At 63.9% G+C, this 14,960-nt stretch carries 13 protein-coding genes and 1 tRNA gene; 6 read left to right on the plus strand and 8 right to left on the minus strand.

The genetic code is table 11. The features are described from left to right. Positions 1-27 precede the first annotated feature (27 nt). Together hflC and hflK are read right to left on the minus strand one after the other, a co-directional pair. Complete coding sequence (gene hflC, locus Q0139_RS14005) at positions 28-894, minus strand: protease modulator HflC (RefSeq protein ID WP_298023336.1); 867 nt, start codon at positions 892-894, stop codon at positions 28-30. Then, a complete protein-coding gene (hflK, locus tag Q0139_RS14010; protein ID WP_298023339.1) occupies positions 891-2,036 on the minus strand; it encodes an FtsH protease activity modulator HflK in 1,146 nt (381 codons plus the stop codon). The genes hflC and hflK overlap by 4 nt, the downstream gene beginning before the upstream one ends. Before the next feature lie 71 nt (positions 2,037-2,107). Between hflK and Q0139_RS14015 the strand changes: the two genes are divergently transcribed. Next, positions 2,108-3,112, plus strand: coding sequence for an Mrp/NBP35 family ATP-binding protein (locus tag Q0139_RS14015; protein WP_298023342.1), 1,005 nt, complete (start codon positions 2,108-2,110; stop codon positions 3,110-3,112). 131 nt (positions 3,113-3,243) lie between these two features. Here the strand turns inward: Q0139_RS14015 and Q0139_RS14020 are convergent, their stop codons facing one another. Next, a complete protein-coding gene (locus Q0139_RS14020; RefSeq protein ID WP_298023345.1) occupies positions 3,244-3,978 on the minus strand; it encodes a sulfotransferase in 735 nt (244 codons plus the stop codon). A gap of 86 nt (positions 3,979-4,064) precedes the next feature. Here Q0139_RS14020 and Q0139_RS14025 point away from each other — a divergent pair, with 86 nt between their 5' ends. After that, positions 4,065-4,481, plus strand: a complete 417-nt coding sequence (locus Q0139_RS14025) for a CoA-binding protein (RefSeq protein WP_298023348.1) — start codon at positions 4,065-4,067, stop codon at positions 4,479-4,481. Here the strand turns inward: Q0139_RS14025 and Q0139_RS14030 are convergent. From Q0139_RS14030 to ubiA, 3 genes are read right to left on the minus strand one after another with little or no spacing between them, the layout of a single operon-like run. After that, positions 4,478-5,254: a 3'(2'),5'-bisphosphate nucleotidase CysQ gene (locus Q0139_RS14030; RefSeq protein WP_298023350.1), complete on the minus strand. Its 777-nt coding sequence runs from the start codon at positions 5,252-5,254 to the stop codon at positions 4,478-4,480. The genes Q0139_RS14025 and Q0139_RS14030 overlap by 4 nt on opposite strands. Then, on the minus strand, positions 5,247-6,593 hold the full coding sequence (locus Q0139_RS14035; RefSeq protein ID WP_298023353.1) for a metallopeptidase TldD-related protein: 1,347 nt from the start codon (positions 6,591-6,593) through the stop codon (positions 5,247-5,249). The genes Q0139_RS14030 and Q0139_RS14035 overlap by 8 nt, the downstream gene beginning before the upstream one ends. A 38-nt stretch (positions 6,594-6,631) precedes the next feature. After that, complete coding sequence (ubiA, locus tag Q0139_RS14040) at positions 6,632-7,543, minus strand: 4-hydroxybenzoate octaprenyltransferase (RefSeq protein WP_298023356.1); 912 nt, start codon at positions 7,541-7,543, stop codon at positions 6,632-6,634. A gap of 208 nt (positions 7,544-7,751) precedes the next feature. On the opposite strand from ubiA, the gene Q0139_RS14045 reads away from it, so the two are divergent. From Q0139_RS14045 to Q0139_RS14055, 3 genes are all read left to right on the plus strand, one after another. Further along, on the plus strand, positions 7,752-8,501 hold the full coding sequence (locus tag Q0139_RS14045; protein WP_298023359.1) for a 16S rRNA (uracil(1498)-N(3))-methyltransferase: 750 nt from the start codon (positions 7,752-7,754) through the stop codon (positions 8,499-8,501). 157 nt (positions 8,502-8,658) lie between these two features. Continuing rightward, the gene (locus Q0139_RS14050; RefSeq protein WP_298023362.1) at positions 8,659-10,671 is read left to right on the plus strand and encodes a proprotein convertase P-domain-containing protein; all 2,013 of its coding nucleotides are present in this window, start codon (positions 8,659-8,661) and stop codon (positions 10,669-10,671) included. A 77-nt stretch (positions 10,672-10,748) separates the two neighbouring features. Beyond that, the gene (locus tag Q0139_RS14055; RefSeq protein ID WP_298023365.1) at positions 10,749-12,122 is read left to right on the plus strand and encodes a glutamate--cysteine ligase; all 1,374 of its coding nucleotides are present in this window, start codon (positions 10,749-10,751) and stop codon (positions 12,120-12,122) included. A gap of 115 nt (positions 12,123-12,237) precedes the next feature. Here Q0139_RS14055 and Q0139_RS14060 read toward each other — a convergent pair whose 3' ends face one another. Continuing rightward, positions 12,238-13,575 (minus strand): isoprenylcysteine carboxylmethyltransferase family protein, encoded by a 1,338-nt coding sequence (locus Q0139_RS14060; protein ID WP_298023368.1) that lies wholly within the window; start codon positions 13,573-13,575, stop codon positions 12,238-12,240. Positions 13,576-13,652: 77 nt separating this feature from the next. Beyond that, positions 13,653-13,726: transfer RNA gene (locus Q0139_RS14065), tRNA-Gly, on the minus strand. Between the two features lie 442 nt (positions 13,727-14,168). Between Q0139_RS14065 and Q0139_RS14070 the strand changes: the two genes are divergently transcribed. Continuing rightward, positions 14,169-14,960, plus strand: coding sequence for an SDR family oxidoreductase (locus tag Q0139_RS14070; protein WP_298023371.1), 792 nt, complete (start codon positions 14,169-14,171; stop codon positions 14,958-14,960).

Consider the following 14,960-nt stretch of genomic DNA (forward strand, 5'->3'; position numbering starts at 1 on the left):
GCCCCAGCCATGCCGTTCGTCGATAATTCACCGCTGTCCACGGAATTGCCGCAGATATTCGTTCTGCGGCGACATCACGATCGATGCTTCACCCTGGTTCGGATCGTCGCGATCGATGCCGAATGTCGTTCGATACGACTCCATCGCGCGATAGAAATCGTAGAAGTCGGGATCGGCACCGAAGGCTTCGGCATAGGTCGCCGCCGCTTCGGCATCGGCCTCGGCGCGGATGATCTGTGCCTGCTTGGCACCCTGGGCACGAATGGTCAGCGCTTCCTGCCGCCGCGCCGAGCGCATCCGTTCATAGGCCGATTCGAGCGGCTGGCCTTCGGGCAGGTCGGCGCGCTTGATCCGAACGTCCACAATCTCGGCGCCATATTGGCGCGCCGCGAGATTGAGGCTCTGCTGGATGTTGTCCATCACCTCGCCGCGTTCGGGGCTCAGCAGCGCCGCGAAAGGCCGCCTGCCGAGCTCGTTGCGGAGCGAAGAGGCGAGGATCGGACGCAGCGCCTCGCTGACCCGCTCCTCGGTCCCGGCCGAGATATACATCTGCAGCGGATCGACGATACGATAACGCGCAAAAGCATCGACCTGCAGCCGGAGCTGGTCGGTCGAGAGCACCTGCTGGCGCTCCATCTCGACATTCTGGATTCGCCGGTCGATCCACACGACCCGGTCGACGAACGGCCAGTGGAACATCAGCCCCGCCGTGTTACCGAAACCTTCGCCGGGCTCATAGCGGTTGATGATCCGCTGCGGATCGCCAAAGCGGACGACGACCGCCTGGTCGGTCTCCTTCACGACCGAGACCGAGCTGAAGACGAGAAACAGCAGGACGACGGCCAAAATACCGTACCCGATGGGGTTGCGCGCCACGCGCCCGGCGATGCTCATGGCGTTTCTCCCTCGGCCGGCGTGGGCTGACTACGACGCGACCGGCGCTGGATTTCGGGCAGCGGCAGATAGGGCGTAACCCCACCATCGGCCTCGACGATCGTGATATCGGTTTCGGCGAGGATGCGCTCCATCGTCTCGTAATACATGCGGCGGCGCGTCACTTCGGGCGCAAGCCGGTATTCCTCGTAAACGCGCGTGAAGGCGGCTGCCTCACCCTGCGCCCGGGCGGTCAGCTGCTGCGCATAGGCGCGCGCATCGTTGAGATAGGTCTGCGCCGTCTGCTGCGCGGCGGAGACTTCGCGGAACGCCTCTTCGACGGCGGCTGGCGGGTCGGCCTCCTCGATCGCGACGCCCTGGACCAGAACGCCGGCACCATAGCCGTCGAGCAGCTCCTGCATCAGCAGCTGCACGCGCTGTTCGATCTCGCTACGGCCCGAACCGATGGCTTCGTCGAGGGTCACGCGAGCGACAGCGGCACGCATCGCGCTCTCGGCGACTTCGCGGATCGTCGTTTCGGGATCGGAGATCTGGAAGAGATAGTTTTGCGGTTCCTTGATATTCCAACGCACCTGATAGGCGAGATCGACGATGTTCTGGTCGCCGGTCAGCACGCGATTTTCGGAATCCTCGCCGGTTCCGCCGATATCGATCGTGCGGATATTCTCGACATCGACGACCTGCACGCGATCGATCGGCCAGGGGAAGGAGAATTTGGCACCGGGCTGATAGGTGCCCTGATAGCTGCCGAAGCGGGTCAGCACGCCGCGCTCCTGCGGCCCGATCAGATGGAAAGAGGTGAAGAACAGCCAGAGCAGGATAGCGACGATGATCGCCCAGAACCAGATCGGCCGGCCCCCGAATTGCGGCAGGTCGGGACGACCGCCGCCACCGCCGCCCCAGCGGGACTTGCCGCGGTTGAGCAGATCGTCGAGCGCGGTCGGACGGTTGTTGCCGCCGCCGCCCGGGCGCCTGCGCGGCGGCTGCGACCACGGGTTTTTCGGCCCACCGCCATCGCCGCCTCCATTGCCGGAACCGCCGCCCGAGCCGGAGCCGCCGCTACCGCGACCGCCCCATGGTCCCTTGCCACCTACGTTGAAAAGGGCGCCGAGCCTGGCGCCGATGCCCGAAAATACGCTCATGCCAGCCTTTATAGGAAACCTTTCCCGGAAAAACAGTGCCATTTGACCGATTGCATCCCTATTTCACCCGCATGACCGATACCAACGAACAACTCGCCAAGGCTCTGAACGCCGTCATCGACCCGCAATCCGGCAAGGGCCTGATCGATTCCGGCCGATCGTCCGCGCCCAAATTCGCCGACGGCGCCGCGACGGTGATCCTCGACGTCACCGGCATTCCCGAAGTCCGCCGCGAGCTGATCGAGGTCGATATCAAACGCGCCCTCGGCGCGATCGAGGGTGTGGACGACGTCCGCATCGGCATGACGAGCACCCGCAAGGGCCGCCGCCTGATCGCCGTCGGATCGGGCAAGGGCGGCGTCGGCAAGTCGACGCTGTCGGCGAACCTCGCCATCGCGCTCGCACGGCGCGGAATGAATGTCGGGATCATCGACGCCGATATCTACGGCCCCTCCCTGCCCCGCCTGCTCGATGCCGAGGACAGCAAGCCGACGGCGAACGAGGATCGGCAGATGATTCCGGTCCGTACGCAATATGGCGTGTCGATGCTCAGCATGGGGCAACTCGTAAAGCCCGGCCAGGCGATCGCCTGGCGCGGGCCGATGGCGGCCAATGCCATGGGCCAGATGATCGATGCCGATTGGGGCGAAACCGACACATTCGTCCTCGATCTGCCGCCGGGTACCGGCGATGTGCAACTGACTATGGTGCAGAAATACAAGCCGACTGGCGCCGTCATCGTGTCGACGCCGCAGGACCTGGCGCTCATCGATGCGCGCCGCGCGATCCATTTCTTCGAGGAAGCGGACGTGCCGATCATCGGACTGGTCGAAAATATGGCCGGCTATAAATGCCCCGAATGCGGCGCCGTGTCCGACCCCTTCGGCACCGGCGGCGCCGAAGCGGCGGCAAAGGAAATGGGCTATGATTTCCTCGGCCGCATCCCGCTCGACATCGGCATCCGGACCTCGTCCGACGAAGGACTGCCGCCGGCGGCGACCGGCGGGCCCGGTGCGGACGCGTTCAACGGTGTCGCGGGCAAACTGGCAGACTGGCTCGACCCGCCAAAGGGTTGAATGGGGTTCGCGATAGCATATTCATCGTCGCCATTCGTCATTGCGAGCGCAGCGAAGCAATCCAGAACCACGTAGCGCAGCTTTTGTAGCTCTGGATTGCTTCGTCGCCTTCGGCTCCTCGCAATGGCGTCCTAGATTTCGGGCAGGAGCCACTCCGTCCGACCTTCCCGCTCAATCCATGCGATGACGGCATCGGGGTTGCTGAACCGATCGAGTATGTTCTCCGCATTTACCTTGCGAACGTTCGGCGATCCACCCAGTGAGCAGCCAACATCCAGAAAGCGATAAACGCGCTGCATACCCTCGCCCCCCCGCGCCTCGGCATAGCTGATTTCCAGCCCGTCATTGGCCCGGACCAAGGCTCGGCAGCGATTGTCGGCGATATCGCGGGATTTCACATGCGCCTCGAACGATTCCACGTCGAAAGCGATTGTCGGTCGTTCGCCAGCATCGCCAAAGGTCGCATTGTTGCGCCCATGCTGCCGCACCATTTCGATCGACGACCATGTCGCCAGCCGGTTCGGGCGCGTCAGATGGACGAGTTTGTGGCCGGGGGTGCTCACGATCCACATCGCCACATGCCTAGGGCCGCTGAGATGGAATTTGAATCCCATCGCAGCGCATTCCGGCGTCTTCTCCGACACCTCGTCCAGAAAGCGCTCATGCTCCCGCTGCCGGACCTCCCTGTCCTCCCAGCGATCGTCGAGGCGCGAACGCAGCGCCGCCGTCGTCGGGTGATGTCGCCCGGTAAACTCGTTCCGGTCGAACAGGCCGAGATAGCAGGTGATATCGGGATGGCTGTCCAGCCGCTCGGCCATCATCGTCGAGCCGGTCCGCGGCATGGTCAGCAGGAAAAACCGTTTCATCACCATAAGCCATAGCATCTGAATATCGCTATTTGCCAAGGATCGAACGGCCTCCGGACGCGTTGGCCATGCAGAGGAGAACTTCCATGCCGATCGAGAATGACGACCAGATTGCCGAGCTGCTCCGCGAAACGAAAACCATCGCGATGATCGGTGCTTCCGACAATCCGTCGCGGGCCAGCTATGGCGTGATGAAGTTCCTGCAGGAGAAGGGCTATCGCGTCTTTCCCGTCAATCCGACGATCACCGGCGAACATATCCATGGCGAATTCGTCTGGCGCGAGCTTTCCGAGATCGGAGAGCCGATCGACGTGGTCGATATCTTCCGCAACAGCGAGGCGGCCGGAGAGGCCGTCGATCAGGCAATCGCGGCGGGTGCAAGGGCGGTTTGGATGCAGCTGGGCGTGATCAACGAAGACGCCGCGAAACGCGCCGAGGCCGCCGGATTGAAAGTGGTGATGGACCGCTGTCCGAAGATCGAGATGCCGCGCCTGGGGCTCTAGCGGACCACCGCCTTCTTCGCCCGCTCTGCGAGTCTTTCAATTGCAGCCGCATGAATACCGGGCGTCGCGGCGACGACGCCGAACGCTTCCGCCCGATGCGTGTTGAACGTCAACGGCTCGCCGAAGGCATCGGTGACGGTGGCGCCCGCTTCACGCGCGATCAGCGCCGAGGCTGCCACATCCCATTCATGCCCCCAGCGCAGCGTCGCCAGCAGATCGGCCTCGGCCGACCCGACCATGCCGATACGCAGCGCGATTGAATTGGGTTGGTGCACGCCGACGAATTCGCTGCCGCGCGGAAGCGTCGTCATCGGCACGCGGGCGCCGGGAAGCTCGGTCCGGCCGCTGACCGCCAACGGATCGCCATTGCGCCGCGCACCCTTGCCAGCCTGGGCCGTCCAGACTTCGCCGCGTGCCGGCGCGTCGAGCACGCCGATGAGGGGCTGTCCTTCCTCGACGAGGGCCACCGAAATGCACCAGCCCTCGCGGCCGCGAATGAAGTCGCGCGTGCCGTCGATCGGATCGACGATCCATACGCGCGGCGAATCGAGGCGGCTCGCATCGTCGACTGATTCCTCTGAGAGAAAGCCTGCATCCGGATCGAGCGCCGTCAGCGCCTCCCGCAGAAAATCGTTCACCGCGATGTCGACATCGCAGACCTTGTGGCCCGGCGATTTTTCCCAGACGTTAAATTCTCCGCGCCAGCTGTTGTGCGCGATCCGCCCCGCCTCGCCGGCAATTTCGGCGAGCCGGGAGAGCGTCGCGTCAGGCACCGGCCACCGTCATCCCGTCTATCCGCACCGTCGGCGCATTGACGCCGCGAATGAATTCGAGATCGCTGGCCGGCGTGAGCGCGAGATACATGTCCTTGAGATTTCCGGCGATGGTGATCTCGGACACCGGCGCCCCGATCTCGCCTTTCTCGATCAGGAAGCCCGATGCGCCCCGGCTATAGTCGCCGGTGATCGCGTTGACGCCCTGGCCGAACAGATCGGTCACGAGGATGCCCTTGTCGATATCGCCGATCAGGTCGGCGCGCGAAACGCTCCCCGCCTCCAGATAGAGATTTGACGAGCCCGCGCCTGGCGAACCGCCGACGCCGCGCCGCGCATGGCCGGTCGGTTCCAGCTCGAGCTGCCGCGCCGAGGCGCTGTCGAGCAGCCAGGTCGTCAATACACCGTCCTCGACAATCCGCGTCGGGCCAACGGGAAGCCCTTCGGCATCGAACGGCCGCGAGCGCAGGCCGCGCTTCCGCAGCGGATCGTCGCAGATCGCGATTCCCTCGGCGAAGACGCGCTCGTTCAGGCTATCGCGAAGGAAGCTCGTGCCGCGCGTGATGGAGGAGCCGGTGATCGCACCGATCAGATGGCCGAGCAGCCCGCCCGACACGCGCGGGTCGTAGACGACGGGCATTGCGCCACTCGGCACCTTCGCCGGGTTGAGACGGCGCACGGCGCGTTCGCCCGCGCGGCGGCCGATGGCCTCGGCGCTGTCGAGATCCTCGAGGTGCCGCGCGGTGCGATAGGCATAGTCGCGCTCCATTCCGCCCGCGCCACCGGCGATCACGCTGGCCGAGCAACCATGGCTGGTGCCGCTGTAAACGCCGCAAAAGCCATGGCTCGTCGCCAGCGCCATGATCGAACGGCCGGCCGATGCGCCGCCGCCCTCGCTGTTCGTCACGCCCTCCACGGCGCGCGCCGCGTCCTCGGCGGCCAACGCGCGCTCGCGCAACGCCTCGGGATCGCCGATGCCGCCATCGTCGATATCGAGTTCGGGATGCGCGCCGTTCATCAACCGGTCTTCGGGCGCGAGCCCCGCATATTTGTCTTCCGGTGTTTCGCGCGCCATCGCGGCGGCACGCTCGACGAGTACGGCCATCGCGTCATCGGTGAGATCTGAAGACGACACGGTCGCCGACCGCTGGCCGAGGAAATAGCGCAGTCCGATCTCCTCGCCCTCGGAGCGTTCGACATCTTCCAGTTCGCCGAGGCGGATGGAAACTTCGGTCGATATCCCGCCCGAATAGATCGCATCGGCGGCATCGGCGCCCGCCTTTTTGGCGCGCTCGACGAGATCGGCCACCTGGGCCGCGGCTTGGTCACGTGTCAGCATGAGGGCGAGTTAGGGACGCAAAGCGCCGATGTCACGTCTCATGCGGTCGCGCCGACCACAAAGGCCGCCAGCGCCATCAGCAGCCCGGCCTCCCGGTTCGATCGGAATTTCCTCAGCGCATCTTTGCCGCTGTCGGGCTTGAGCATCGCAACCTGCCAGGCGAGGTGCAGCGCCACCGGGATCAGCGCCGCCAGCGCCAGCCATTGCGGGCGCACCGTCCAGAGCGCCTGCGCCCATCCGGCGAGCGCCAGCGCGTAGCACAGCGCCACGCCGCCGCGTGCGAACGACCCGAGCCGCCGCGCCGAACTCTTCACGCCCGCCAACGCATCGTCCTCGATATCCTGCAGCGCGTAGATCGTGTCGTAACCGATCACCCAGAAGACCGAGCCGCCATAGAGCCACAGCATCGCCGGCGCGTGCCACTGGCCCGTGATCGCCGTCCAGCCGACAAGCGCTCCCCAGCTGAAGACGAGCCCGAGCCAGGCCTGCGGCCACCAGGTAATCCGCTTCATGAAGGGATAGGCGGCGACGAGCGCGATGCTCGCCAGTGCGACCAGCTGCGCCTCGATCCGCAATTGCAGCAGCACAGCCAATCCGATCAGGCAGAGCAGCACCAGCCACGCCCAGGCCGCGCCGAGGCTCGTCCGCCCGCTCGCCAATGGACGGGACCGCGTCCGCGCCACCTTCCGATCCAGATCGCGGTCGACGATGTCGTTATAGGTGCACCCCGCGCCGCGCATCGCGATCGCGCCGAGAAGCAGCCAGAGAAGCAAATCCCAGCGGCTCTCCACACCTCCCGCCAATGCCACGCCCCAGGCGCAGGGCCAGAAGAGCAGCCACCAGCCGATCGGCCGGTCGAACCGCGCAAGCAAGGCAAAGGGCCGTGCGGGCTCGGGCAGCGCGCGGATCAGCCAGTGCCGTTCGGTATCGGGAAGCGCATTTTCGTTCATCGGTGTCCGCTTTACCGCTTGCCCTGAGCTTGTCGAAGGGCTGATTTCTCTTGGAAGAAGGACAAGGCTTCGACAGACTCAGCCCAAACGGAAAAAGGGTGGGGCCGCAATTTTCCGTTCGGTCTTCGCTATTCGTCCCGCAGCTCATTTCAAAAAACTGTCACACAATCGGAATAGCCCGGTCACCCCGTTGTCATCAGGAGCCGAAATGCCCGCCACGCCCGCCTGGCCGCCCGAGAGCTTGCCGCGCCTGTTCATCGACACCGAACTCGCCGAAGGCGACGATATCGCGATCGATGCGGCACAGGCCAATTATCTCGTCCGGGTGCTGCGGCTGAAGGCTGGCGCTCAGGTCAAGCTGTTCGACGACCGCACCGGCGAGTGGCTCGCCGAACTCGTCCATATCGGCAAGCGCGACGCGGTGCTGAGCGTCGAGGCCAGGCTGCGCGAGCGCGAGGACGTGCCCGATCTCTGGCTTTGCTTCGCGCCGATCAAGAAAGGCCGGATCGACTGGATCGCCGAAAAGGCGTGCGAACTGGGCGTGCGGCGGATCTTGCCCGTCATCACCGAACGCACGATCGTGAAGAAGGTCAAGACCGACCGGCTGCACGCGCATATCGTCGAGGCGGCCGAACAATGCGAGCGTACGGCACTGCCGGAGCTTGCCGATCCGGTTTCGCTCGAGATGCTGCTGAACAACTGGCCGGACCGGCGGATCCTGTTTCACGCGGCGGAACGCGGCGGGCAATCCTTCCGCAAGGCGCTTGTCCAGCATGACGGGCCGGCGGGAATTCTCATCGGGCCGGAGGGCGGTTTCACCGAGGCGGAGATGGCGGCGATTGCCGGCCATCGCGCAGCGGTCCCGGTATCGCTCGGCCCCCGCATCCTCCGTGCCGATACGGCGGCCGTTGCCGCGATAAGCCTCTGGATGGCCGGCCGGGGCGATTGGAACGACTAAGAGACTGTTCTCGCAGTATTAGTTCGGACTACGCCTCCCGATCCGCCACTGCCCGATCTCAACCTGAAATTTACCAAATGTTCAGCCGCCTGCCCTAGTCTCCGAGGCTATGGGTGGGGTAATTCGACATCGGGGCGGCCGGGGGGCCGCGACGGCCATGGGGCTGTTTCGCGCGCTGCTTGCGGCCGGCCTTGCACTGTCCGCCGGATCCGCGATCGCCCAGACTGTCACCACCTATTCGAACACGACGACGGGGACGATCAACGGCTCCACCACATGCTCCTCGCCGCTGGTCCGGAACTTCACTGTCGGGACAAGCTTTATCGTTGCCGATGTCGATCTCGGGCTGCTCGCCACGCATAGCTGGCGCGGCGATATCCGGCTCACGCTGCAATCGCCCGCCGGGACGCGCGTGCAGATCGTCAATGGCAATTCGAACGATGTATCCGGCGACAATTTCAATGTCCGGCTGAGCGATGAGGGAACGGGCCTCGTCAATACCGACGGCAATACGGTGAACCACACGACGACGGCACCGCCCTATCAGAACACCTTCACGCCCAATGCCGCACTTTCCGCCTTTGACGGGCAGAATGCACAGGGTACGTGGCGGCTCGAAATCTGCGACATCTATCCCAGCGCCGACAACGGTACCTTCCAGCGCGCCGATCTCTACCTGACCGCGCTGCCAGCCAACTATGCCGATCTCTCGCTTGCCAAAAGCGTCAGCAACGCATCGCCGGCAGCCGGATCGACGATCACCTACACCTTGACGCTCAACAACGCCGCCGCGTCGAACCAGACGGCGACCAATGTGACCGTGCGCGACGCCCTTCCCTTCGGCGTGACCTTCGTTTCGGCTTCCGGATATGGCAGCTATTCGAGCATAACAGGCCTATGGACGGTGCCGTCGATCGCGCCGAATCAGACCCGTACGCTGACGATCACCGCAACGGTCAGCGCAAGCGCCGGCGCAACGGTGATCAACAGCGCGGAAGTGCAGTCCTCGAACCGGACAGACCCGGATTCGACGCCCGGCAACGGATCGACGACCGAAGATGACGATGCGGAGGCGAGTTTCACCGTCTCCGGAACGCCCACCCCCGGTACGCCGCCAGCCTTTACCTGTCCCGCCGGCAATGTCCTGTTCGATTGGGACAGCGTGACATGGGCGGAGGGGTCGCTGAACAACAGCTATACGCTGGCGAATGTCGGCACGATCGGCTTCGCCATCAGCGCGCCGCCGGGAATTTGGCTCAACGACGGAAATTTCGGCGGACAGACCCCGGCCGAGGCGAGCTACTACAATGCCGGCCTTTATCCCGGGCAGGACGCACTACACTATCTCATCGACGCCGGGACCCAGGCCGATCAGGCGACGACGACGATATCGCTGCAATATGGCGCCGCAGGCGCGCGCTTCATCGTCTCCGACATCGACGATGGAGGAGCGCAATTCAAGGATAGGCTCGTCGTCACCGGCAGCTATCAGGGCAATCCCGTCGTCCCGATCCTGACCAACAATGTCGCGAACGCGGTCGCGGGCAATGTCGCTATCGGAACGGCCGCCGCCGGCAACACGGTGCAGGACGGCAACGTCATCGTGACCTTCCTCTCGCCCGTGGACACGATCACCGTCGTCTATGGGCCGGACGCCAGCGGCCCCGCTTTCCCGGGTCAACAGGGCATCGGCATCCACGATATCACCTTCTGCAACCCGCTTGCCGATATCGATGTCACCAAGACCTCGATCGTCTATGACAGCGGTGCGAGCGAGGAATTCCACATTCCCGGCAACGACGTGCTCTACACGATCAACGTGTCGAACACCGCGTCCGGCACGGTGACGGCGAACAGCCTGTTCGTCGTCGACAGCCTGCCCGCCGACGTCACCTTCTTCAACGGCGATGCGAATGGCGGCGCCCCCGGAACGGCTCCGGTGATTTTCGCCAACAGCGGATCGGGCCTCACCTTCTCATTGGCGACCGATCTGCGCTATTCGAGCGCCGCGACGCCGCCCGCAAGCTTCGCCGCATGCAGCTACACGCCCGCCGCCGGATACGATCCGAATGTCCGCCATATCTGCATCAACCCCAAGGGCACGATGACGGGAAAGACCGGGCCGACAACACCCTCCTTCTCGCTTTCCTTCCGCGCCCGAATCCAATGAGGCAAAGCGCTCGCGCTTGGGCATGATATAAGAAAAATTGCTGGCCTGTGCGCCTCAGCCGACCTAGACGCCCGGCCATGAGCACGAAGACGGCATCGTCGGCGCCCTCGCCGGTCATCGAGGATCGGGCGCAGCTGCTCGAAGTGTTCGCCAAGGGCGAAAAGCCGCGCGAGACGTGGAGGATCGGCACCGAGCACGAAAAGTTCGTCTATCGCTGCGACGATCATTCCGCGCCCGCCTATGGCGACCCCGACGGTATTCGCGACCTGCTCGACGAACTCACGCAATTCGGCTGGTCGCCGGTCGAGGAGAATGGCAACGTCATCGCGCTGTCCGGCCCGGACGGTACGGTGAGCCTCGAGCCGGCAGGACAGCTCGAACTCTCCGGCGCCCCGCTCGACAATATCCACGACACCTGTTCGGAAGCTGCCCGGCATCTCGAGCAGGTGAAGAAGGTCGGCGAAAAGCTCGATCTCGGTTTTCTCGGCCTCGGCATGTGGCCGGACAAGAAACGCTCCGACCTGCCGATCATGCCCAAGGGCCGCTACGGCATCATGCTCGATTACATGCCCAAAAAGGGCAATCTCGGGCTCGACATGATGCTGCGGACCTGCACCATCCAGACCAATCTCGATTATTCGAGCGAAGCGGACATGGCGCAGAAATTCCGCGTCGCGCTCGCGCTGCAGCCGCTCGGCACCGCGCTGTTCGCCAACTCGCCCTTCACAGAGAGCAAGCCCAACGGCTTCCTCTCCTACCGCAGCCATATCTGGTCCGACACCGATCCCGATCGCACGGGGATGCTGCCCTTCGTGTTCGAGGACGGGTTCGGTTACGAGCGCTATGCCGATTATGCGCTCGAGGTGCCGATGTATTTCGTCTATCGCGACGGCAAATATCTCGACGCCTCGGGCCTCGATTTCCGCGACTTTCTGAACGGCGAACTTTCGATCCTGCCCGGCGAGAAGCCGACGATCGACGACTGGAACGACCATCTTTCGACGATTTTCCCCGAGGTCCGCCTGAAGAGCTTCCTCGAAATGCGCGGCAGCGATGGCGGCCCGTGGAACCGGATCTGCGCCCTCCCGGCGCTCTGGGTCGGTCTGCTTTACGACCAGACCGCGCTCGACGCCGCCTGGGACGTGGTGAAGGACTGGAATATCGAGGGCCGCGAAATCCTGCGCGACAGCGTGCCCAAAATGGGTCTCGACGCCCCGCTCCCCAATGGCCGCAAGCTCGGCGAACTGGCCCCGGAAATCCTCGACATCGCAACGGCCGGCCTGTCGGCCCGCGCCAAGCTCAACGGCAGCGGCGACAATGAAAGCGGCTTCCTCGACCCGCTGCGCGAGATCGTCGCCAGCGGCAAGACCCCCGCCGAACGCCTGCTGGAACGCTATCACGGCGCATGGGACGGCGACGTGTCCCATGTCTATGAGGAAGAGAGCTTCTAGCGCTGCCCCGGCAAAAGGGCCCGTTAGGGCTGAGCCTTTCGAAGCCCGCCTTTCGAAATCGCGAAACGCCCTTCGACAAGCTCAGGGCTAACGGTCTTGGTGGACCCGTTTCCCGCTATTCCGCCGCCACCGCCGTCGGCGTCATCGGACGGTTCGCGCGGCCCGACAGCTTGGCGAACAGCCGTGGCACGGGGCCATTGCGCTGCATCCATTCCCAATAGGCGACATAGGCGGGGTCGGCCATCAGGTGCTTTTCCTCGGTCTTGGCGCGCCAGTAATAGACGCCGCTGACACAGGCGAGCAGCACCGTGTTGCGGACCATGTCGACCAGGCTCCCGTTCATCGGCAGGAAGGGCAGCGCGGCGAGCCACCAGAAGGTGTTCTTCGCCAGATAGGCCGGATGCCGGGTGAAGGCGTAGGGCCCGTGCGTGATGATGCCGCGATTGGTGAGGTTGGAAAAGCGGATGCCGAAGGCGACCGTCGCCCAGCTGTAGACTGCGGTCAGGAACACCAGGATCGCACCCCAGGCGAGGATCATCCAGGGATGGCTTTCGCCGATCCAGTAGCCCCATGCCCCGTCATCGGCCTGATAATCGAGCGGCCCGCCCGGCGCCATCAGGATGAAGGGCGGGTAGCAGATCAGCGCCGCCACCCAGCCCTGTGCATAAGGATTGGCCGAGCGGATATGCGCGTCGAGCGGCCGCATCGTCAGCACATAGCCGACCGTGGCGAAGGCAACGTCGATCAGAAATAGAAGAGCGATGAGGAACAGGACGGCGGCGGCCGGATGGGTGACGATCTCGTCGGTCGGCCAGGCGAGCACCGCGAACCAGTTGCCGGGCACGATCGAGATCATGAAGGCGGTGAAAAAGCCCTTCACGGCCCAGTTGCGGAAATGGCCGATCATCCTGTCGCGGTCGACCTCTTCGCCATCGCCCATCAGCCATTTGCCGAACATGTACGCGCCGTCCTTCGGCTCGACGAGCCGGCGGTCGATCCAGAAGATATAGGGCACCGAAGCCAGAAACATGATCGGCGCCGCCCAGGCGAGCATCCGCATCGCGAACAGATATTGCCCGTCCCAATACCAGCGGCAGATGCAGTAGATGACGGCAATGATCGCCCAGGTCGCCCAGAGCCCGGCGAGCTTGGCCACGCTGATTTCGCGCGTTTCGTCATGCGGTCGCGCGGGTCGCGACCAATCGAGCCCGGTCGACGGATTCTTCCAGGCCTTGTCGATGAACAACGTCCAGAAGACCATCGGCAGCCCGCAGGCGACGACGGCGACCATGGCCGATACCGGCCCGTTCAGCCCGAACCAGCGCCCGACATAGATTGCGACGAACAGCCCAACGAGCCCGGCGAGCCCGACGCCCGTCGAGACCGCGGATTTCGGCCGCGGATCGGCGTCTTTCGCCGCATCGGCGGCGGCAATTTCGGCATGCGCGTTCACCCGCGAAGCGGTAGGCCCAAATGGTAAAGACTGTACGAACGGAGACGGTTAATTCGCGCGAGCACGTGGCCGAGGGCTGGAGCGGGTAGCGGGAATCGAACCCGCATCACAAGCTTGGAAGGCTAGTGCTCTACCATTGAGCTATACCCGCGAATCAATGACTTGGCCGGACATCGATCCAAATTCCCGCAACCGGCCGTACAGTTCGGTCGCAAGCCGACCGGCAATTGCCATGACCCGCGAACCATCGTCAACACAATGTTTGCGGATGGCCCGACCCCATGATCGCTTGCCGCATGTCGTTCATCGCTTATGAGCTAGCCGCGACTGTACCAAGGGCTCGAGTACAAGACGCTGACGTTTCGCAGCGTCGTCAGGAAGAGGAAAATGCATGGCGATCTGTCAAACAAAGCTTTCCCTTACCGGCCTTGATATATAACTAGGTTGAATAAGTGCTTTCGCTGGAGCGCAATTCCGTCGCCAAGCCCGCGTCAGATCAGGGCTGACGACGTCTTCGGTCGAGCCTGCCGACGCGAAATCGGCTTATGAGGCTGGACCGTAGGGATGGAAACTGGACGAGAGGATGAAGTGGCATGTTGGATCTGACCGAAAAGGTCATCATCGTTACGGGCGGCTCGAAAGGCATGGGCCGTGTGTTCGTTGATGCGCTTGTTGCGCGGGGTGCCAGGGTCGCCTGCCTGGCCAGGCCATCGGAACGGCTGACGGCCGTGGGCGAGGATCACAGAGACAAGGTCGCGGCGATCGAATGTGACGTCAGCGACAGTGCGCAGGTGGACGGGGCAATCGCGACTGCGGTGCAACGGTTCGACCGCATCGACGCCCTCGTCAATAATGCAGCTATTTTCCATCCTTTCGCGATCGAATCAGGCACCGACGAATTGATCAATTCACATATCGATATCAACCTGCGCGGCGTCATCTGGCTGGTTCGCGCGGCGGTGCCTCATCTTCGCGAGACCAAAGGACAGATCGTCTCTATCAGCAGCGAATCCGTCAACATGCCCTTCCCCATGCTGTCGCTCTATGCAGCAACGAAGGCGGCGGTGGAGACGTTTTCGAACGGGCTTCGCGACGAACTACGCAAGGATTCCATTCGCGTATCGATCTTGCGCTCGGGTTCGGTCGCCGGCGGATCGGGCAGCGAGAACTGGGATCCGGTGGCAACGCAGCAATTCTACGAAACCATCATGCGCACCGGCCACGCCGCAATGTCCGGCGCATCCGCCAGTCCGCAGAGCATGGCGGAGGCCTTGATTGCGCTGCTGTCGATGCCGGAGGATGTAAGCGTCGATCTGATCGAAGTTCGTGCATCGCAGGAGGGCGTTCCACCGTCGGTCAAAGCCGCACTCTCGGAGAACGACTGA

It is taken from the genome of uncultured Parasphingopyxis sp. (genome assembly GCF_937129435.1).
Classification (GTDB): domain Bacteria; phylum Pseudomonadota; class Alphaproteobacteria; order Sphingomonadales; family Sphingomonadaceae; genus Parasphingopyxis.